This is a genomic window from Desulfosporosinus sp. OT (assembly GCF_000224515.1).
In the GTDB taxonomy this organism is placed as follows: domain Bacteria; phylum Bacillota; class Desulfitobacteriia; order Desulfitobacteriales; family Desulfitobacteriaceae; genus Desulfosporosinus.
Genome location: NZ_AGAF01000174.1, coordinates 1 through 19,560 on the forward strand (window position 1 = coordinate 1; position 19,560 = coordinate 19,560).

Here is a 19,560-nt window from a genome sequence, read left to right on the forward strand (position 1 = left end):
CTCGTTTGAATCAAGAACGGGAAGATGAAGGGCAGTCTCCTTTTGCCAATCCTCGTAATGCAGCAGCCGGATCCTTGCGCCAGCTTAACTCTCGAATCACGGCCCAGCGCAAGCTGGAATACTTTGCTTACCAAGTGTTATCGGCCAAAGAATTAGGACTACATAAACAAACCGAAGTTCTCACATATTTACAGCAGCAGGGGTTTGTCGTCAACCCCGAGTTTAAGGTTTTTAGCGATATTGAAGAGATTATTAATTACTGTTCAGGAATGGCTTCAGAGCGTCATAGTTTCCCTTATGATATTGACGGTCTGGTGATTAAAGTGAATGAATTTGCTCTGCAGGAGGAACTGGGCTTTACCGCCAAAAGTCCTCGCTGGGCAATTGCTTATAAATTTCCGGCGGAGCAGGTGGAAACAGTCGTCGAGGACATCATCATCCGTGTAGGCCGTACAGGGGTCTTGACGCCCACGGCTGTCCTTAAGGCAGTTTCCGTGGCAGGCTCCACCGTGAGCCGCGCAACCCTCCATAATCTAGATAACATCCGGGAAAAGGATATCCGCATCGGGGACCATGTCCTCTTACAAAAAGCCGGGGACGTGATTCCGGAGGTTGTCCGGGTGTTGCCTGAACAACGTACCGGTGAGGAGAGGCTGTTTGAAATGCCGGACGTCTGTCCGGAATGTCAGAGCCTAGTCAGACAAGACGAAGGGGAAGTCGCCTACCGTTGTCAGAATATCACTTGCCCTGCCCAGCAGCGGGAGGGAATCATTCATTTTGTCTCTCGGGATGCCATGGCGATTGACGGATTAGGACCTGCGGTTGTTCAACAACTGCTGGATAGTGGTTTGATCAAAGATGCTGCGGATCTCTATGCCTTGACATTCGATGATTTAACCCCAGTGGAACGGATGGGCAAAAAATCAGCGGAGAATTTGCTGACGGCCATCAAAAACAGCAAAGAGCGGGGTCTGGCACCCTTGATTTTTGCCTTGGGAATACGCCACACAGGCGAAAAATCAGGGAAGATTTTGGCGCAGACGTTTGGTTCAATGGAAAAACTTCAGGAAGCGACCCTAGAGGAATTGCAAGCGATTCCGGATGTCGGACCGACGATGGCCGAAAGCTTAGTGCAGTTTTTTAGTTTGGAAAGTACACGCCATTTTCTTGCTAAGCTACGTGCCGCAGGCGTATCCATGGTGGCTGAAGAATCTTCTAAACCTCAGATTTTTGCGGGCAAAAGCATTGTGGTCACAGGTTCTTTAGAACGTTGGGAACGGCGGGAGATTGAGAAGCTCATTGAAGAGCATGGCGGAAAAGCGGCAAGCGCGGTGAGCAAAAAAACGGCTTTTGTCGTTGCCGGAGAAAAGGCTGGCTCAAAGCTTACGAAGGCGCAGGGATTGGGAGTAGCTGTTTTGACGGAAGAGGAATTTGAACAGCTGATTGCGGCTTCTCCAACCCAGTGATTTGAAATTAACTGTTGGCTTATAATATATTTAGAAGGGAGTAGGGGCGGTTCTGGCAAGGAAGAACCGTCCCTACTCCCTTCCGGACGAAACTGAACGGACTAAAAAACAAGTGGAATTGAAGGATCGCTGGTTCACAGGAGGAAGGATTGTTAAGGAATTAGCTGACCCACAAACCCTTGCTGTTGCTTAGGCACTGTCAAGGATGAGCTTTAATGTAGAATACTTACATTATTGCCGAAAAGCCGATTTCTCCATGTTAGAGAAGTCGGCTTTAATTGTTAAGATTTATGTTCAGAGTGTTGAGTTTGTAACTTGATTAGTTCATCTAACTTTTGCAATAATTCTTTATCAACCAGAGATTTACGTTTAAAATACTTTATTGTACTTATCATTAAATAGATAGCAAATATAAAAAGCATCAAGTAAAAAAGTAGCGGAAGCAACGCTGCAAATAAAAAAGTGTAATCAAATTGAATTGGATTTCCTCCCATTTATACGCACCTCCATGTGAAGAAGTATACCATTTTTTCTTCAGAAAGGTAATAGTAGGGAGCACTTTTTCGTTTTTATTGCCCCTTTCTTCCATATTTGCTATGATAGAGGTTAAAGCAACAAACTATCCAAAGGGAAGGTGAATAAGATGACAATTTCACGTGAAGACGTTGAATACGTGGCGGCCTTGGCACGTCTGGAGTTAACCGAACAGGAAACTCAGGAATATACCGAACAACTTAACTCTATCCTAGGGTATGCGGCGATGTTGGAGAGATTAGACACGAGCGATGTGCAGCCTACAGCTCATGCTGTTCCTCTACACAATGTACTGCGCGAGGACCAAGTGAAATCCTCGATCAATCATGAAAAAGCTCTTCGAAATGCTCCGGATGGGGAAGAGGGTTTCTTCAGAGTACCGAAAATTAGTCTTACTTAGAAGGGAGACTGTGGAAGTTGGAATCATTGAGTATTGGAAAGTCAGTCAGTGAACTACATGAGCTGCTCGTTAATAAGAACATAAGCGCCACCGAATTGACGAAAGCCTACATAGATCGCATCCAGGCAGTGGACCCTGATCTCCAAGCGTATTTAACGGTCTTGGAAGATCAGGCTTTAACTCAAGCTGCTGAGGTTGACCAAAGAATTGCCCAAGGAGAAGTCTTAGGGGCTTTAGAAGGAATTCCAATGGCCTTGAAGGATAACATGTGCACGGAAGGCGTTCGCACTAGCTGCGCTTCAAAGATGCTGGAAAACTTTATCCCACCTTATAATGCAACGGTGACCGACCGTTTGCGGACTGCAGGAACGATTCTGCTCGGCAAAGTTAACATGGATGAGTTTGCCATGGGTTCTTCGACAGAGAACTCTTATTTCACAAAAACCAGGAACCCCTGGAACTTAGAGTATGTTCCCGGCGGGTCTTCCGGGGGTGCTGCGGTAGCTGTAGCAGCCGATGAAGCTGCCTTTTCCTTGGGGTCAGATACGGGGGGCTCCATCCGCCAACCGGCTGCCTTCTGCGGGGTGGTTGGAATGAAGCCAACTTATGGAGCGGTCTCTCGCTATGGCTTGATAGCCTATGCGTCCTCACTCGATCAGATTGGTCCGTTGACCAAAACTGTGCGGGACAATGCCTTGGTGATGAATGCTATCGCCGGCTACGATCCGCTGGACTCAACATCCGTTCCCCAAGACAAGCCTGACTATACAAAATTCCTGGTCAATGATATTAAAGGTCTGAAGATTGGGTTTCCCCGGGAGTATTTCGGGGAAGGTATTGATCCGGACGTTGCTCGAGGGATACAAGCCAGCATTCAAACTCTGATCAATTTAGGTGCGGAAGTCGCCGAATGCTCTTTGCCCCATACAGAGTATGCTATTCCTGCCTATTACCTGATTGCAACAGCTGAAGCCAGTTCAAATCTTGCTCGTTATGATGGTGTGCGTTATGGATTTCGGGCCGAGGCGGACGATGTCTTAGGTATGTTCAGACAGACCCGGGCGGAAGGGTTTGGGCCAGAAGTAAAACGCAGAATCATGCTCGGGACCTATGCCTTAAGTTCAGGGTATTATGATGCCTATTATCTCAAAGCGCAAAAGGTCAGAACCCTAATTAAACAGGATTTTGATCGGGCGTTTGAGAAGTTTGATATTTTACTCTCCCCGGCGGCTCCGACTCCAGCGTTTAAGTTTGGCGAAAAAGTAGCCGACCCCTTAGCCATGTACTTATCAGACATAACGACCGTTCCGATTAACTTGGCGGGAATTCCGGCAATTTCTATTCCAGCGGGATTTGTCAATGGTTTACCGATCGGCCTGCAACTTATGGGTAAAGCATTAGATGAAGGGACGTTATATCGAGCAGCCTATACCTTTGAACAAAATACCCAATATCACACGTTAAAACCGAATCTTGCGCGGGAGGTGCTGACTTGTGGTAGTCGCTGATAAATATGAAATGGTCTGTGGGCTGGAGGTTCATGTTGAGCTCCAAACCAAGACGAAGATTTTCTGTGGTTGTACAACCGAGTTTGGGGGAGAACAAAATACGCATGTTTGCCCGGTGTGTCTGGGGATGCCCGGAGCACTCCCGGTTCTTAACCGTGAAGTTGTAAATTATGCAATTAAAGCCGGTTTGGCTTTAGATTGTGAAATCGCCGAATTTTCTAAGTTTGACCGTAAGAACTACTTTTACCCGGATTTATCTAAAAATTATCAGACGTCTCAATTTGATTTACCCATTTGTATTAAGGGTGGACTGGAGATAGAGGTCGAGGGGGATAAAAAGTGGATCGGGATCACTAGAGCCCACATGGAAGAAGATGCCGGTAAGCTCGTTCATAGCGGAGAAACCATCACCACATCGAACGAGTCCTCGGTTGACTATAATCGAGCTGGGGTACCGCTTTTGGAAATCGTCTCTGAACCCGATATGCGGTCGATTCCGGAGGTTCTGGCCTACCTTGAGAAATTGGTGCAGATTCTGGAATACACGGAAGTATCGGATTGCCGTTTAGAGCAAGGCTCAGTACGCTTTGATGTTAATGTTTCGCTGCGGCCGATCGGAGCGACAACCTTGGGTACTCGAACGGAAACAAAAAATTTAAATTCCTTCAGTTCTGTTCGCCGCTGCATGGAGTATGAAGTGGCCCGGCAAGCCCGAGTGTTGGAGGCGGGTGAAAAGGTAGTTCAAGAGACACGCACCTGGGATGAGGGCCAGGGGATCACCTTATCCCTTCGTTCTAAAGAAGAGGCGCATGACTATCGATATTTCCCGGAACCTGATCTGGTTCCACTGGTTATTGACCGGGAATGGGTGGAGAAAATTCGTAAAACCCTGCCCGAGTTGCCGGCGGCACGTCGAGCCCGGCTGCAAACATTGGGGCTGTCAGCCTATGATGCAGGCGTCATCACCCAAGCGAAAGACATGGCGGACTTCTTTGATGCCGCTTTGTCCTGCGGTGGGGATGCTAAGACCTTGGCGAACTGGGTTATGGGCGACTTTACTCGTTTATTGAACACGAATCAGTGCAGTGTGGCCGATTCTCCGATTTCAGCTAAACAATTGGCGGAACTCCTGACACTCATAGATAAAGGAACCCTTAGCGGTAAGATTGCCAAAAGTGTTCTCGAACAAATGTATAGTACAAGTAAAGATCCCAGCAGAATTGTCAAGGAAAAAGGGCTCGCCCAAATTAGTGACGAAGGTGCGCTGCTAGGAATTATTGACGGCGTAATTGCCGCCAATCCCCAATCCGTAGAGGATTACCGAGCAGGCAAAGATCGGGCGATCGGTTTCCTCGTCGGGCAAATCATGAAGGCAACCAAGGGGCAGGCTAATCCGGGTCTGGTCAATCAACTGCTAAAGGAAAAATTATCATCATAAAGTGGGCTGTTGCAAAATGAATTTGCAAGAGCAAATGCACAAACCAATAGCCCCGCAAGCAGGAAAATGCGTCTTGATTAGGCTTAATAAGCCATTTCAAGGCGTATTTTTTGTGCACTATATTTCTGCGCACCTATTTTGCAACAGTCCCTATTTTATTTCATTTCATCTCGTTACAGGAGAATAACTAATCTTTTGTTAACTAAGTATACTGTATAAGGAAATGGGCTAGCTTCAAACTTTAAAGGTATTATGCTAGTATAAGAAGGATATAATCTAAGCGGTACAATAAACTTCTGAGTTAAAGATGAGGGGTGAGTCTGTTTGAGACATTTAACGATTGTGGATACCACCTTGCGTGATGGGGAACAAACGGCTGGTGTTGTTTTTTCGAATCAAGAAAAAATGCGCATCGCCCGGTTGCTTGATGAATTAGGTGTTCAGCAAATCGAAGCTGGGGTTGCGGTCATGGGCGGCGATGAAAAGCGGGCCATTAGTGATATTGTTAAATTGGGTTTAAAAGCAAGTATTATGGGTTGGAATCGAGCGGTAATTTCCGATATTGAGGCCTCACTGGCCTGTGGTGTGGATGCAGTGGCAATCTCTATTTCCACTTCGGACATTCATATTGAACATAAGCTCTTGACTACTCGTGAGGATGTTTTGGAACGGATGATCAAAGCAACAACGTTTGCTAAACGCGAAGGGATGTATATTTCCGTCAATGCAGAAGATGCTTCCCGATCCGATATGGAATTTTTGGTGCAGTTTGCCAAAGAAGCTAAAAAAGCGGGGGCAAATCGTCTGCGCTATTGTGATACCGTAGGAATCCTCGATCCATTCAAAACGTATGATAATATTAGAACGCTGATTGAAAAATCGGGTATAGACGTCGAAATGCATACCCATGATGATTTTGGAATGGCAACCGCTAATGCACTAGCCGGAGTTAAAGCCGGAGCGTCGCATGTTGGCGTGACGGTGAATGGGTTGGGCGAACGGGCCGGTAATGCAGCTTTAGAAGAAGTGGTGATGGCCTTAAAACATCTACTCGATACAGATTTATCGTTTGCGACGGAACGTTTTGTAGAAGTGTCTGAATATGTCGCCCGGGCTTCGGGTCGGATGCTGCCCCCTTGGAAGTCGATTGTAGGCAGTAATATGTTTGCCCATGAATCAGGAATTCACGCCGATGGAGCATTAAAGAACCCTCGAACATATGAAGCATTCAGTCCTGAAGATGTAGGGCTTGAACGGCAGATCGTCATCGGAAAGCACTCGGGAACGGCATCTATTAAGGCAAAATTCCGAAATGAATATGGAAAAGAAATTAATGACGAAGATGCGGCAGAAATGTTGGCACGGGTTAGAGCGTTAGCCGTCGACATGAAGCGTTCACTCTTTGACAAAGAACTGGTTTACATTTATGAAGATATGCTAAAACAACACAAATAGAAGAAACATTCAGAATCTAAAAAAGCGGCTTGCGCCGCTTTTTTTTCTAGGCAGAAGTATAACTTTTGCCCCATATTTCTGAAGGTCTCTTGTCGTCAACCTTGGCTATGCTCTAATCTCAAACCGCCTGTTCTAGTCATGGCTACCGGACACTAGGCAGCCATTCGTGGCCAGTTCATAAATACAACTATAGTAGCGCTTGCTCCTATGGCTGATACCAGCCATGTTTTTGAAAAATTATATAAGTGTGTGTATACCTAAGCAGGCTTTTGGGATTATACCAAAATCCTGCTTTTATGACGTGAGTGTCAACTTATTTGTACATGTATCTGAAAGTTGACATGATTCTGAAAACTGGAACTCTAAAGCGGATTGGGAGTTTTACTGATAAATGGTGTACACATCAGTGTACAAATTTCGAGTATGGTCAGTTTAGAAATTAACAATGGCAATCGTGCAAAGGCTTGGCATTAGCTCAATTCAAGATTCTGAATCTCCCGAATATTGATTGGCATGGTAATTGCAAGATAATTCAGTACATTCGGAATCTCGTAAATTCATAGTGTCTCTAATCCCAACCTTAAAAGGAGGTTTAAGTGTATAGGCAACAATGGTGGCTCACTTATAACAAAATAAAATAGTAATGCCTCAATGCTTCGGGGATTAGTGACGAGATTGCTGCCGTTGCCTTCATGCCTGAACTGATAGGAGTAGAGAAGAACATAGTTTGGATTTTAGAAGAGAAAAAAGTTAGGAAAGAAAAAGGGGATGTAGTAATGAATAGAGACGAGTATCTTAAGAAGTGTGTCACAGCCGACGTAGCCGTGAAAGTGATCCGGAGTGGAGATTGGGTAGAGTATGCTTGGGCTGCAAGCAGCCCACTTCTGTTAGGGGAAGCTATAGCTCGGCGTAAAGACGAACTTCATAACGTAAACTTGCGCGGAGGAGTTATGTTGACACCTTTGCCTTTTGTGGACTGTGATCCTGAGCGAGAACATTTTACTTGGAATAGCTGGCATATGGGCGGAGGCGAACGGAAATTGGCCCAAAAGGGTCTAGCCTATTACATTCCTATCAAATATTCTGAGGTGCCTCGATACATTCGTGAAAATTTGCAGACAGATGTTGTAGCCATTCAAGTGGCTCCAATGGACGAACATGGCTATTTCAGCTTTGGGGTATCAGTATCTCACTATGCAGCAGCGATTGAAAAAGCGCGAGCTGTTATTGTTGAGGTCAATGAAGATATGCCTAGGGCCCATGGTGGGTATGACAATACCGTTCATATTTCTAAGGTGGACTATGTAGTTGAGGGAGGCCACAGAGGGCTCCCAGTATTACCCTCGGCCCCTGCATCTGAAATCGATAAACAAATTGCGGAGTACGTATTGCCTGAGATTCATGACGGGTCATGTATTCAATTGGGAATCGGCGGAATGCCGAATGCCTTAGGAAAAATGATTGCTCAATCGGATCTCAAGGACCTGGGGATTCATACGGAGATGTTGGTCGATGGGTTTGTGGATATGGCGGAAGCAGGAAAAGTTACCGGACTTAACAAAAAATTAGACCGAGGCCGGATGGTTTATGCCTTTGCTGCTGGAACCCAGAAACTCTATGATTTTATTCGTGATAACCCTTCATTAGCAGCGTACCCTGTTGATTATACGAATCATCCGTTTATTGCTTCCCAAAATGACCAATTGATTTCAATTAACAGTGCCTTAGAAATTGACCTTTCTGGCCAAGTTTGTTCTGAAACTGCTGGCCCTAATATTATTAGTGGTGCCGGTGGCCAACTTGACTTTGTGGAAGGAGCCTACAATTCTAAAGGGGGCAAAAGCTTTATCTGCCTACCTTCCACCTTTACAGATAAACAAGGGAAAGTTCACTCCCGCATTAAAGCAGTTATGACGTTAGGCTCAGTGATTACCGATACGCGGACGACCGTTCAGTTTGTCGTTACAGAGTATGGCAAGGTCAACCTTAAAGGACTGTCGTCATGGCAACGTGCTGAGGCTTTGATTTCAATTGCTCATCCTGACTTCCAGCAAGATCTAATCGACGAAGCCAAAAAAATGAAAATATGGGTTAAGAAATAAAGTTTTTATTCCATAAGCGTCATTCCTTTTGGAGTGGGACAGGTAAGAAGGGTGTCTCGATATCATCGAGCCCTTTCTTTTTTTGTCTTTATGGACAATGTATGTTTAACCCGTTAGAATTGATAAAGGAAGGGAAGGTTTGGCGCATTTTGAAAAGTTAAAGATAGAGGATGAATGAGATGGGTAAAAAAAATCAGCTGCGGATTCCGCGACGACAACCGGTCTGGAATATCTGGCAAGGGCTGTTTCTAATTGCCCTTGTGACGCTAATTGAATTTCCACTCGGATGGCTGGAAACTCCGAAAGATTTAGATTCGCTGCATGGAATACTCCACTTTGTTGGGGTTGGCGTAGGAGATGTGCTAATTTATTTCGTTGTAATCGGGATGTTTTTGCGCCTTATACGCCGGCCTTTTTCAGACCTGGGGTTTGTTAAGCCGCTGAAACGATATGTCATATTAGGATTCGTAGTCGGGGCAGTATTATTTGTGGTTATCGGTTTTTTAGGAAGCATATTGACGCAATTGCTAGGAATTCCAGCTCCGCAGAGTTTTGCTGTAGCGGTAAAAGGGGTAGACTATCAGTGGGAATTTTTCCTCCTGACTGCGCTAGGTGGAATTGTGGCTCCAATAAAAGAAGAGATGCTTTTTCGTGGCTTAATCTACCCACCGCTTCGTCAAACCCTGGGCAAAGGTAAAGGAATGCTGCTGACAGGAATGTTCTTTGCAACGCTGCATTTTGATATGGTGCGGTTTTTACCATTGTTTATTGGCGGGGTCGTACTCACTTGGGTATACCAACGCTCCTCAAGTATTTGGCCATCTATTATTGCCCACGGGACTTGGAATACTTTAATGGCGATAGCGCTATGGATTCAGCGCTCGTAATTGTTTAAGAAGGAGATTTTTATGAATAATACGTTTGATCAAGATTCCCTGGGCGAGAAGTCGAACTTAGAATGTCTCCGTCTCATCTCGGACGGTTCAGGTGTAGGGTATTTGAACGGGATTGCAACGTTTGTACCAGGGCTTCTTCCTGGAGAAACAGGAGAAGTTGCAGTGTATCAAGCTAAGAAAAAATGGCAGCGGGCCCGACTTCAGAAGATTATCACGTGTTCTCCAGAACGTATCGATGCTCCTTGTACAGTCTATGAAGGGTGTGGCGGTTGCCAGCTTCAACACGTGACCTACGAAGAGACTCTACAGTGGAAGCAGCGCTGGGTCGAGGATGCCCTCTCTAGAATCGGAAAACTAAGCGTCGAGGTTAAACCCACTATTGGTATGTCAGTCATCCCCGGTCTGCGGACCTCTAGCCCTTTTAAGGGGCGGGATCTTACGCCTTGGCGCTATCGCAATAAGGCACGTCTGCACCGCGAACCGAACGGAAAATTGGGGTATTTCAAGGAAAGATCAAAGGACTTAGTTCACTTTCAAGATTGTCTCCTTTTAAGTGAACGCATGAATCGTTGGATACGACTGACCGAAGAGTTTTTGCGAGAGGGATTTGCGGAAATACACACCTTAACCTTTCGTGAAAACACAAAAGGTGAAGGACTGCTACTCTTAGAGGGTCCTCCAAGCAAAGTGATTTCTGAGGAAGCAAATTCTGATTTTTTTGAGGCCCTATCCAAGGAAGGGCTTCGATCTGTTTGGGGAATCAGCGCGGAAGGTAGATTAGAGCTAATATGGGGAGACGAAGTATTTAGCCAAACGATTCTCGATCTGACATTCGAGGTGTCGCCGCTATCATTTTTGCAAGTAAATCCGCTTCAAACGGATGTTCTTTACGCACACGTCTTGAGCGTAGCTGATCTGACCGGAGAGGAAACCGTATGGGATCTTTATTCAGGGATCGGAACCTTGGCCTTGGCGTTAGCTCGCAAGGCCAAGAAAGTTACGGGCATCGAGGAAAATCCATATGCAGTTGAGGATGCTATCCAAAATGCTGTAATTAATAACGCAATCGGTCATGTCGAATTCCTGATGGGAAAAGTTGAGAGCCGGATGATGAAAATAGAGGAACAACCGGATTTGGTCGTCTTAGATCCACCTCGTATGGGATTGCATCCAGACGTAGTACAACGACTACTTGAGTTGAAACCAGAGCGTATGATCTATGTGTCCTGTGATCCGGGAACCTTAGCGAGAGATCTCGGTTTGTTAACTCAGGGAGGATATAGGGTTGAAAGTGTACAGCCGGTGGATATGTTTCCGTGGACAGGGCACGTTGAGGCCGTTACTAGTTTAAGAAAACAGACACTCTAAGTTCGGCCTGTGGTGCGGCTTGTAGCGTTTGGGAATATTCTGAATTAAATCGAAAACAGGCGCAATGTTTTCTATCTACGTGCATGGGAACATGTTTAGGGTAAAACAGACCAAAAATGCCAAATAATTTACTACTGTGTCAAGGATGGCTGTGGTACAAAGTCATGTTTTATACTCATAATACCTTCGAACAGAGACTTAAAACATTTTGCAGTTCTGTCCCATAAACTATTTTCTTGGCCTCTGCCTAAGCTTGCGGGGGCCTTTTTTGATGGGAAACTGTCATGCACGGTGTGGAGCAGGTGTTATTATTTGGGGTAAAAATAAGACCCGCCTTTGCGATATTTTCCACACCCCTTTGTGATTAATTATACAAAGAAATTGCAATCCTCGTCAAAAAAGCTATAATTAGGAATAGGTGGAAATTAAAAAGTCGCCGTGACCTGAAAGTGTTGGAGCACTTCCAGGCACGAGCAGGTGAGAGAGCACCTACACGTAACAGTCCAGCTGTCCACGACGACATTTTTATTATACAATGTTGCCCGTTTATGCACAAGCAAGGTGCCTGTGCTGCGGGTGAAGCGAGTGTAATAGGACGTCGCCAGGGAGCAGACTGTGCGGCTTCACGCAGCAGGAGATCAGCCTATTCCTGACGAAGGAACTGTTCGTGTACTGATTATGCGGATCGCTTTTCTGTTCACAGCCGGTTTACTTTCGGCTGATGGGGGTTAGGTGTCTAGGATTCAGCAAATAACGAAGCATAGCGCATGTGTAGGGTTAAAAAAACCTCGCATGCGCTTTTTAATTTCCCCTATAAAAGCAGACGGCAGGACCGGGTCACAACCCGGAGCCTTGCCGCTGCTTGAAATAGGGGGTATAGTTAGGATGCCGGATTTTAAAACGATGTATTTCCAGCTTGCGGCTAAAGTTGCAGATGCCCTGGATATCCTTTTAAAAAGCACAGCAGGAGGGAGAAGCGGAATTCATGAATGAAGAGTCGTTTTCTGGGCTCAAAGTCATCATTAAAGATGAAGACCGTGATCTTGAATAGGGAAAGAGGATCACGCCTTGCGCTTATACGCAATAAGTGTCAGAGGAATGAATACGACGAGCAACGCCAAGGTGCCGAATAAGACCAACCAAAAATCCGCGCCTATGATGCCATAAGCCAACAACTGCCGCACCACTATTATGACGCGGGATAACGGGTTGATATGCAGGACAAAATATTGCAGCCAGCCCGGCATGGTTTCGGCCGGAACAAAAGCGTTGGACAGAAATACTAACGGGAACATTACGACGACCCCAATCGCAGACGCAGTTGAAATAGTCTTGGTGCATAGACTAATGAAGGCAAACACCCAGCTTAGACACCAAGCAACGAACATCACGAAAAGTATGCTGAAAATCACTGCGGGAATGCCTGCTTCGGGTCGGTAACCGAGAATATATCCCGTCGTAAAAACGGTAATTCCCCCCATTACGTATCGTATAGGGTCGGCAGTCAAACTCCCCGCCAACGGAGCAATTCGCGCAATGGGCATGGATTTAAAACGGCTGGTTGTGCCTTTGTCCACATCCTCCCGCAGTTTACTGCCCGCGGTGGTACAATTGGTGAACGATGACATCAACAACACGCCGGGGATAACAATCGGCAGATAGTTGGGGATGTTGCCCGCAATCGCTCCTCCGAATAAAAAGGTGAAAAGCAAGGTGAACATAACCGGTAAGACGACGAAAAAATCCACAAATATTTCGGGATTTTTGGACATTTTTAAGAGCGCCCGATAGGCGAGGGTGCCTGAGTTTCTGATTGTGGTGCCAACTCCGACGCGATTTTTCAGGGTGCGCTGGTTGGCGGGTAGGATGGTTGTATCAGCCATTTTGATTTTCCTCCTTTTTAGTGTTGGAACCCTTACCTGTCAGGGCGAAGAACACCTCATCAAGTGTAGGCTGCAGGATGCTTACCCCAGATAGCGCTATTCCGGCATCTTTCAGTGTCGTCAGCACATCGGTCAGTTTGTCGGTATTGACCATGGGCGCGATCAACTCAGATGCTTCCGCAAGATGAACCTTCGCATCGAGTAGGCCCTCGATGATCTGCGCCGCGTTGGCGGTGTTATCTGTGTTTTTGACGGACAAGTGCAACGAACTGCTTCCCACGGAGCGTTTCAATCCCTCGGGTGTATCGTTGGCAACGACTCGTCCCTTGTCGATGACAACAATGTTGTCGGCCAATTGATCGGCTTCATCGAGATACTGGGTCGTCAGCAGTACCGTCGAGCCGCCTTTGACAAGCTTGCGTATTGTCTGCCACATCTGCGTCCGAGTCCTGGGGTCAAGCCCTGTTGTCGGCTCGTCAAGGAAGATCAGAGGCGGCTGGGAAATTAGACTTACCGCCAGGTCAAGTCTGCGCCGCATACCGCCGGAAAACTTGGACAAGGGGCGGCTGGCCACATCACTAAGTTCAAACTCTGCCAAGAGTTCATTCGCTTTACGCTTGGAATCTTGGCGAGAATATGAAGACCAGATGAGACAGTATTTGAACAATAAGACGTTAGGATGGCTTCATGAACAAGTTAGTAACAAGATTCCTGAAGAGCATGCAAAAGCAACGATTGAATGGTTCAATAACATTGAATCGCGATAAATTTAAGAAGCATAAAATAGCCACAGCATGAAATTAGTTTAAAAAGGACGGTGAATATCAATATGAAGCTGGTAGGAAAGAATATTTTTATACGATTTTTAGATGAATTAGATGCAGAAGCACAGTGTACTTTGAATATTCGGAACAGAGATTTTTTTCAAGAGTATTCCCCTTTGGTGGAGGATAATCGTTATACAGTAGAATGGCAGCGTGAATCATTAGAAAAATGTATAAAACAGAGAGAGAACGATGAAGCGTTTTCTTTTGGTATATTTATGAAAGATACTGAACAGTTAATTGGAAATATTTCTTTATTTGCGATACGGCGTGGTGCGCTTCAGCGTTGTATGGTTGGATATTCTCTAGACAAACAGTTTAATGGCAATGGATATATGACAGAAGCAGTTAGGTTAGCTGTAGAATTTGCATTTAATGAACTATTACTACATCGTATTGAAGCAGGTGCAATGCCTCATAATATTGGTTCAATATCTGTATTAGAAAAAGCGGGTTTTTGTAAAGAAGGTCTAGAAAGAAGTAGCGTAAAAATAAATGGGAAGTGGGAAGACCATCAGATACTTGCAATTATATCTGATAAAAATTAAAATATATTAATAATTTTTGAAACACCGTATTATTCAATAGAATTTTAAAATGTTTTTTTATTAAGTTAATTCGAATTCAGAGGATATTACGTCTTAACATGCTTAATCTTACGTAAAAGATTATCCTTTGAAACGACTATTTCGTATATATCCATATATGGACTAAAAATCGTTGATTGTTGATTGTTGATCATAGCAACCACCTATCTAAGATTGATACTATAATTATACCTTCTTAATTGTAAGGGGAATTTTTCAGTGCCCTCCACAGTGCTGGTCAGACTTCCTCGTCCTTTGGTCCCCAAATCGCTTGGATATTTTTTCTTAGTACAAGCAGGGCTGCCGTTTCAGCCAGTGCTGATTCTTTTCGCTGAAGTTCCTTCCTAACATGTTTTAGCTCTTTTTCTATCTCTTTTTCTCGCCGTTGTGAGATGGCTAGTTCCTGGGCCACACCGCCATTTGCCTGCATGCAGTTGTCTTGCCATGACTTGACCTGCTCAACATACAGACCTTTCTTACGACAGTATTCCGCTAGTTCGATCTCACTAAGAGTAGATGTCTCAACAACGATGAGAAACTTATCGCGTGTGCTCCACTGCTCACTTTGCTGTTCGCCCGCAGGGGCTGCAAATCCCTTTTCTCGAATTCCCTTCCGCCACAACTTCAATGTCCCTTCTGGGACGCCTGTCTCCTGCTGAATCTGACTGAGAGACTGATTGTTTGGTGGTAACATCTTTGTAATAATAGAGTTTTTCAACTCTTTGGAATATCTCATGTTGTCATTTTTCCTCCCGTGATCCTTTTCAAGGATACTTTTATTTAGTTCCTACGGCAACTATCGTAACACAGGGGGATACCGACTACAGTTATGTTTTTTGAAGACTTTTTTGACTTCTTGAGAATTTATCACTTCAAACAGTTTGAAAAAGGTGGCTATCGTAGTAGAATCTATAATAGTTGATTCCTTATTTTAGATTTGTACCAGGTCACGTACAAGGTGCTGGAACGCTGTACAAATCTATTATAAGGTTTTTTTATTCGACAATATATCTAATTGTGCCAAATATGTTATTTTATATGCGACAATTTTAATGCACGCTAGTGCAGAAATTTCTAAAATAATCAGGTATAAGGTATACCGTAAAATTTTAGGCTGTTTTCATGAAAAAACGATTCCGCTAAGGAACCAGTGTATCCGCACGACATCATTTTTGTCTACTCAAGCCATACAGAAACGGTTTGCTTGATTGAGCGTGGGGAAAGCATTGATAAATAAGGGGTTTGGGCGGATTTGCCGCAACCGAAACTATTGAGACCCTTGAGGAGATAGAAAAGATGACATTGGATTTTCTGAGGGGAAAAACAAGTATTTTGAGGATTGATAAGAAAAATGGGATAGAGTTTAATTTGATAAAAAACATAAATGAGATGTTGTTATTTATGACCAACAATGCACCCCGGAGAAACCAGGTTTTGACGATATCTTCTTTGATCCTCCAGACATTGTGATAGTATTTGTCTTTTAACGAAGTAATAATTAAAGAGCTGACGAAATACATTGAAGGAATATATCAAAATTTAAGAATAAGGCAATATGGCTTCAGAATAGTAATGTAATAGATTTGTATTTTTTTGTAATGGTGACTGGCAAATCTGTAACACATATTTTTTGAAATTACCTTTATCTATTAAGCAAATTATGGTATATTTGAAATAGATACTGCGTAACTGACGGAAGTGGAAGAAACCACGGGGAGCGCAGTAGGATTTGTAAGCCGACCGTCTGGGTAACCGTTTGAGGTTTCAGGCGGTTTTTTGATTTTAATATCATTTCAGGGAGGTATAGTATATGAAGGAATATGAATTAAAGTACGGATGCAATCCAAACCAAAAACCTGCTAAAGTTTTCATGCAAGAAGGTGAACTTCCAATTCAAATCTTAAATGGCAGACCGGGATATATCAATTTGCTGGATGCATTGAACGCATGGCAATTAGTAAAAGAATTGGAGAGAGCAACAGGACTTCCTGCTGCAACATCTTTTAAGCATGTTTCTCCCACTGGTGCTGCCGTCGGAATTCCTCTAACGGATGTAGAGCGCCAAATTTACTGGATAGCCGATGATATGAAATTATCTCCATTAGCAAATGCGTATGCACGGGCAAGAGGTGCCGACAGAGTGTCCTCGTATGGAGATTTTATAGCATTATCAGATGTCTGTGACATTGCCACAGCTAAAATAATTCAGAATGAGGTTTCTGATGGTATTATTGCTCCTTCTTATGAACCGGAAGCACTTTCTATTTTAAGTAATAAGAAAAAAGGGAATTACTGCATAATTCGGATCGATAGAGATTATATTCCAGAGCCTGTTGAGCGAAAAGATGTATTCGGTATAACTTTTGAGCAAGGAAGAAATGAACTCGTTATTAAAGATGAATTATTTGAAAATATTGTTACAGAAAATAAAATTCTGTCTGAACAGGCTAAGATCGATCTTACTATTGCAATGGCTACGTTGAAATATACTCAATCAAATTCTGTTTGCTATGCAAAAGGTGGCCAGGCAATTGGAATTGGTGCAGGACAGCAGTCCAGAATTCACTGTACAAGACTGGCAGGACAGAAAGCGGATAACTGGTTCTTACGTCAGAATCCCAAAGTATTGAATCTTTCTTTTAAGGAGCAAATTAAAAGAGCTGACAGAGACAATTGTATAGACATATATATTAGTGATGACTACATGGATATGCTAACAGATGGTAATTGGGAGTATTTTTTTAAAGCAAAGCCGGAGATTTTTACTAGAGAAGAAAGAAAAGCATGGCTTGAGCAGATAACGGATGTTTCATTAGCCTCGGATGCGTTCTTCCCCTTTGGCGATAATATCATACGTGCTCATAAAAGTGGTGTAAAATATATCGCACAACCGGGCGGATCCATCAGAGACGATAACGTTATTGATACCTGTGACAAATATAATATGGTAATGTGTTTTACTGGAATTCGATTATTCCATCATTGATGGAATTGGATCACCTCTTGATACACAAAATTCCAAAATAATCAGGTATAAGGTAATACTGTAAAATTTTAGGACATTTTTGTGAAAAAACGATTCCGCCATGGGGATATCAGCTTCACCCGGCATCTTTTTTGTATCCTCAAGGCACGTGGAGACGTGCGTACTTTTGTCCCACAAAAATTCACAAACATCTCCACCGTCTTTATAAACAGGAAAATTGAATAAAATGGACTTCAGAGGCAACTCTGATTCATCACATGGAAAAATCTCTATTTCTTTGATTAGCGAAGAAATTAGAGATTTTTTCTCTTCATCGCTGATTTTATCATACACTTTCTCGAAGTTTGCCAATAAGGTGTAGATGTTCTCTAGGGTAATAGCATCTTGCTCTACGGCTTTACGGCGTAACGTTACATCCTCAATCTTTTCTTCAAGTTCTATGATAATATCGTACAGTCCATCAAGGCGGAGGGTCATATCGTGAAGTTTACGTTCTCTAAAGCGGGTATCCTCCGGCAAACTGTCAATTTCATTTTCAAGGCGAGTTTTATTCAAATCGACTTCTCGCAGTTTGACTTCATAGTTTTTCAGTTCTCTGTTCAAAGTGGTAGTATCAATTTCCTTGCCTATTCTTGACTTGATTTCTGCTGCAAAATCTTGATTTTTTATAAGCTCTCTGATTGCCTCAATGACAAGTGGTGGCTCAACATCTGTTTTTTTGAGCATTGCTTTATAGTCACAGCTCTTTCCTCTGGCGGTGCGAGCCTTGCTACATACATAATAGTAAATTTCCTTGTATGTACCGTCTTTGTTTGTCCATGCGTGTTTGTTGGTATACATCGGACCGCCACATTTAGGGCATTTCAAAATACCGCTTAACAGATGTGCTCTATCCCGCCCTATTTTCGATGGGGATTTCACACCTGTTATTTCTCTTTTTTTATGTGCTTTATTCCAAGTTCTTCGCAAATAATTGCCTCATGCTGTCCGTCGGCAAGGATATAATTTTCTTGCGGGGCTTGCCGATATTCATTTTTGGTTCCTTTTACCTTTTCACGGACACGCCTGCCATAAGAAATCTTGCCGCAATAAACAGGGTTGTCGATTATCATTCTAACAAAATGCGTACTCCATTGGGAAAGAGTACCATTATCACGTTTTATCTTTTTTACCTTGTAAGTTAAGGTAGTTGGCGATTTTGCAAAACCCCATATTGTCATTTGCATACTTATCAAAGATAATGCGTACCGCCTCAGCTTCTTCCTCTTGAATGAAAAGCTGCTTATCATTTAGGTAATATCCATAGGGAGCAAATCCGCCATTCCATCCACCTTGACGAGCTTTTTCCTTTCGCCCGTTCATTGTATGCTCAATAATATTTTCACGCTCAATTTCAGCCACGGCAGATAATACAGAGATTAGAAGTTTTCCGCTTGCCTGTGATGAATCAATGCCTTCTTCAATACAAATTAAGTTTACACCAAAGGATTGAATATGCTCCAAAGAGTTAAGAATGCCGGCGGCATTTCTCCAAAAGCGGGAGAGTTTATAAACTAAAACGTAATCAATGCCTAAACCATTTTCAATATCACAGAGCATCTGTTTAAATGCGGGTCTGCCTTCAATAGACTTGCCAGATTTACCTGCATCTTCATAAATATTAGCAATTTCCATTTCTTCTCTATCTGCAAACCGTTTTAAGCTGTTCTTTTGACCATCTAAGCTAAAGCCATCAACCTGCATTTCTGTACTTACACGAGGGTACAGTACACATTTTTTTCCACTCCTATTCATAGCCATACCTCCAATATATTATTGGAAAACATCAATACACAAGTGCGTTTTTCAATTAGCACGATTTATTTCGCCTAAGACCTCTGCACCATGTTTTTCAATAATCTGAGAAAGTACATTTATGAAATCTTGATATGCTTTTGTTTTCTCAAATGTTTTATTGGGTGCAGGATCTTTAGGAGCATTGTTGGGTATATTCTTGATATTTTCCATTAGCAATCACCTCCAAGTGCATTGCTTACATAAAATATAAGCAAATTTATTATTTATGAAAAGTTTGTCATCTTATTAAAAGTAGCAAAACTAATCGCACCGCAAA

Annotated in this window: 19 protein-coding genes, 2 pseudogenes and 1 riboswitch; of the genes and pseudogenes, 12 read left to right on the plus strand and 9 right to left on the minus strand. The window is 43.5% G+C overall.

The window, feature by feature from the left end; genetic code table 11:
• Positions 1–1,466: NAD-dependent DNA ligase LigA (gene ligA / locus DOT_RS16915; RefSeq protein WP_009621240.1), on the plus strand; the 1,466-nt coding region annotated here is incomplete at its 5' end.
• Between the two features lie 281 nt (positions 1,467–1,747).
• Here the strand turns inward: ligA and DOT_RS16920 are convergent.
• Positions 1,748–1,960 carry a hypothetical protein gene (locus tag DOT_RS16920; RefSeq protein ID WP_009621242.1) on the minus strand — a complete coding sequence of 71 codons (213 nt, stop codon included), beginning with the start codon at positions 1,958–1,960 and terminating at the stop codon, positions 1,748–1,750.
• Positions 1,961–2,109: 149 nt separating this feature from the next.
• On the opposite strand from DOT_RS16920, the gene gatC reads away from it, so the two are divergent.
• From gatC to rlmD, 7 genes are all read left to right on the plus strand, one after another.
• A complete protein-coding gene (gene gatC, locus DOT_RS16925) occupies positions 2,110–2,400 on the plus strand; it encodes an Asp-tRNA(Asn)/Glu-tRNA(Gln) amidotransferase subunit GatC (RefSeq protein ID WP_009621244.1) in 291 nt (96 codons plus the stop codon).
• Positions 2,401–2,417: 17 nt separating this feature from the next.
• Positions 2,418–3,908 (plus strand): Asp-tRNA(Asn)/Glu-tRNA(Gln) amidotransferase subunit GatA, encoded by a 1,491-nt coding sequence (gene gatA, locus DOT_RS16930; RefSeq protein WP_009621246.1) that lies wholly within the window; start codon positions 2,418–2,420, stop codon positions 3,906–3,908.
• Complete coding sequence (gene gatB, locus DOT_RS16935) at positions 3,895–5,346, plus strand: Asp-tRNA(Asn)/Glu-tRNA(Gln) amidotransferase subunit GatB (RefSeq protein ID WP_009621248.1); 1,452 nt, start codon at positions 3,895–3,897, stop codon at positions 5,344–5,346. Before gatA ends, gatB begins: the two co-directional genes overlap by 14 nt.
• Before the next feature lie 324 nt (positions 5,347–5,670).
• The gene (gene nifV, locus DOT_RS16940) at positions 5,671–6,801 is read left to right on the plus strand and encodes a homocitrate synthase (protein WP_009621252.1); all 1,131 of its coding nucleotides are present in this window, start codon (positions 5,671–5,673) and stop codon (positions 6,799–6,801) included.
• 776 nt (positions 6,802–7,577) lie between these two features.
• Positions 7,578–8,903, plus strand: coding sequence for an acetyl-CoA hydrolase/transferase C-terminal domain-containing protein (locus DOT_RS16945; protein WP_040412593.1), 1,326 nt, complete (start codon positions 7,578–7,580; stop codon positions 8,901–8,903).
• Between the two features lie 179 nt (positions 8,904–9,082).
• On the plus strand, positions 9,083–9,790 hold the full coding sequence (locus tag DOT_RS16950; RefSeq protein WP_009621256.1) for a CPBP family intramembrane glutamic endopeptidase: 708 nt from the start codon (positions 9,083–9,085) through the stop codon (positions 9,788–9,790).
• A gap of 21 nt (positions 9,791–9,811) precedes the next feature.
• A complete protein-coding gene (rlmD, locus tag DOT_RS16955) occupies positions 9,812–11,167 on the plus strand; it encodes a 23S rRNA (uracil(1939)-C(5))-methyltransferase RlmD (protein WP_009621258.1) in 1,356 nt (451 codons plus the stop codon).
• A gap of 1,061 nt (positions 11,168–12,228) precedes the next feature.
• Here rlmD and DOT_RS16965 read toward each other — a convergent pair.
• The 3 genes and pseudogenes from DOT_RS16965 to DOT_RS31920 form a co-directional block, all read right to left on the minus strand.
• Positions 12,229–13,050 (minus strand): ABC transporter permease, encoded by an 822-nt coding sequence (locus tag DOT_RS16965; protein ID WP_009621269.1) that lies wholly within the window; start codon positions 13,048–13,050, stop codon positions 12,229–12,231.
• Positions 13,043–13,486 carry a daunorubicin ABC transporter ATP-binding protein gene (locus tag DOT_RS16970; RefSeq protein WP_242833859.1) on the minus strand — a complete coding sequence of 148 codons (444 nt, stop codon included), beginning with the start codon at positions 13,484–13,486 and terminating at the stop codon, positions 13,043–13,045. Before DOT_RS16970 ends, DOT_RS16965 begins: the two co-directional genes overlap by 8 nt.
• Positions 13,487–13,624 (minus strand): annotated as a pseudogene (locus tag DOT_RS31920) (ATP-binding cassette domain-containing protein); the annotation flags it as partial.
• A 58-nt stretch (positions 13,625–13,682) separates the two neighbouring features.
• Between DOT_RS31920 and DOT_RS31430 the strand changes: the two are divergent.
• Positions 13,683–13,817, plus strand: a pseudogene (locus DOT_RS31430) (Rrf2 family transcriptional regulator); the annotation flags it as partial.
• Between the two features lie 62 nt (positions 13,818–13,879).
• Positions 13,880–14,422 (plus strand): GNAT family protein, encoded by a 543-nt coding sequence (locus DOT_RS16975; protein WP_009621274.1) that lies wholly within the window; start codon positions 13,880–13,882, stop codon positions 14,420–14,422.
• Positions 14,423–14,699: 277 nt separating this feature from the next.
• Here DOT_RS16975 and DOT_RS16980 read toward each other — a convergent pair whose 3' ends face one another.
• Positions 14,700–15,197 (minus strand): hypothetical protein, encoded by a 498-nt coding sequence (locus DOT_RS16980; protein ID WP_009621276.1) that lies wholly within the window; start codon positions 15,195–15,197, stop codon positions 14,700–14,702.
• Positions 15,198–15,703: 506 nt separating this feature from the next.
• Here DOT_RS16980 and DOT_RS16985 point away from each other — a divergent pair.
• Both DOT_RS16985 and DOT_RS16990 read left to right on the plus strand, forming a co-directional pair.
• Positions 15,704–15,931: a hypothetical protein gene (locus DOT_RS16985; RefSeq protein ID WP_040412582.1), complete on the plus strand. Its 228-nt coding sequence runs from the start codon at positions 15,704–15,706 to the stop codon at positions 15,929–15,931.
• A gap of 205 nt (positions 15,932–16,136) precedes the next feature.
• A riboswitch (ZMP/ZTP riboswitch) is annotated at positions 16,137–16,218 on the plus strand.
• A gap of 53 nt (positions 16,219–16,271) precedes the next feature.
• A complete protein-coding gene (locus DOT_RS16990) occupies positions 16,272–17,447 on the plus strand; it encodes a phosphoribosylaminoimidazolecarboxamide formyltransferase (RefSeq protein ID WP_009621280.1) in 1,176 nt (391 codons plus the stop codon).
• On the opposite strand, the gene DOT_RS32745 is transcribed toward DOT_RS16990, so the two are convergent.
• The 4 genes from DOT_RS32745 to DOT_RS31095 are packed head-to-tail and all read right to left on the minus strand — an operon-like array spanning position 17,433 to position 19,454.
• Positions 17,433–18,416 carry a zinc ribbon domain-containing protein gene (locus DOT_RS32745; RefSeq protein WP_348982151.1) on the minus strand — a complete coding sequence of 328 codons (984 nt, stop codon included), beginning with the start codon at positions 18,414–18,416 and terminating at the stop codon, positions 17,433–17,435. The genes DOT_RS16990 and DOT_RS32745 overlap by 15 nt on opposite strands.
• Positions 18,374–18,673: a recombinase family protein gene (locus tag DOT_RS32750; RefSeq protein ID WP_348982152.1), complete on the minus strand. Its 300-nt coding sequence runs from the start codon at positions 18,671–18,673 to the stop codon at positions 18,374–18,376. The genes DOT_RS32745 and DOT_RS32750 overlap by 43 nt, the downstream gene beginning before the upstream one ends.
• A complete protein-coding gene (locus DOT_RS32755) occupies positions 18,600–19,241 on the minus strand; it encodes a recombinase family protein (RefSeq protein ID WP_348982153.1) in 642 nt (213 codons plus the stop codon). Before DOT_RS32755 ends, DOT_RS32750 begins: the two co-directional genes overlap by 74 nt.
• 51 nt (positions 19,242–19,292) lie before the next feature.
• The gene (locus DOT_RS31095; RefSeq protein WP_009621291.1) at positions 19,293–19,454 is read right to left on the minus strand and encodes a hypothetical protein; all 162 of its coding nucleotides are present in this window, start codon (positions 19,452–19,454) and stop codon (positions 19,293–19,295) included.
• Positions 19,455–19,560 lie beyond the last annotated feature (106 nt).

Excerpts from the sequence above, each read along its gene's own strand:
- rlmD (WP_009621258.1), top strand. The coding sequence starts at position 9,812 with ATGAATAATACGTTTGATCAAGATTCCCTGGGCGAGAAGTCGAACTTA.
- DOT_RS32750 (WP_348982152.1), bottom strand. The coding sequence starts at position 18,673 with ATGCAAATGACAATATGGGGTTTTGCAAAATCGCCAACTACCTTAACT.
- DOT_RS16990 (WP_009621280.1), top strand. The coding sequence starts at position 16,272 with ATGAAGGAATATGAATTAAAGTACGGATGCAATCCAAACCAAAAACCT.
- DOT_RS16950 (WP_009621256.1), top strand. The coding sequence starts at position 9,083 with ATGGGTAAAAAAAATCAGCTGCGGATTCCGCGACGACAACCGGTCTGG.
- DOT_RS16920 (WP_009621242.1), bottom strand. The coding sequence starts at position 1,960 with ATGGGAGGAAATCCAATTCAATTTGATTACACTTTTTTATTTGCAGCG.
- DOT_RS16945 (WP_040412593.1), top strand. The coding sequence starts at position 7,578 with ATGAATAGAGACGAGTATCTTAAGAAGTGTGTCACAGCCGACGTAGCC.
- DOT_RS16970 (WP_242833859.1), bottom strand. The coding sequence starts at position 13,486 with ATGTGGCAGACAATACGCAAGCTTGTCAAAGGCGGCTCGACGGTACTG.
- DOT_RS16975 (WP_009621274.1), top strand. The coding sequence starts at position 13,880 with ATGAAGCTGGTAGGAAAGAATATTTTTATACGATTTTTAGATGAATTA.
- DOT_RS16980 (WP_009621276.1), bottom strand. The coding sequence starts at position 15,197 with ATGAGATATTCCAAAGAGTTGAAAAACTCTATTATTACAAAGATGTTA.
- gatC (WP_009621244.1), top strand. The coding sequence starts at position 2,110 with ATGACAATTTCACGTGAAGACGTTGAATACGTGGCGGCCTTGGCACGT.
- DOT_RS16965 (WP_009621269.1), bottom strand. The coding sequence starts at position 13,050 with ATGGCTGATACAACCATCCTACCCGCCAACCAGCGCACCCTGAAAAAT.
- DOT_RS31095 (WP_009621291.1), bottom strand. The coding sequence starts at position 19,454 with ATGGAAAATATCAAGAATATACCCAACAATGCTCCTAAAGATCCTGCA.
- DOT_RS32755 (WP_348982153.1), bottom strand. The coding sequence starts at position 19,241 with ATGAATAGGAGTGGAAAAAAATGTGTACTGTACCCTCGTGTAAGTACA.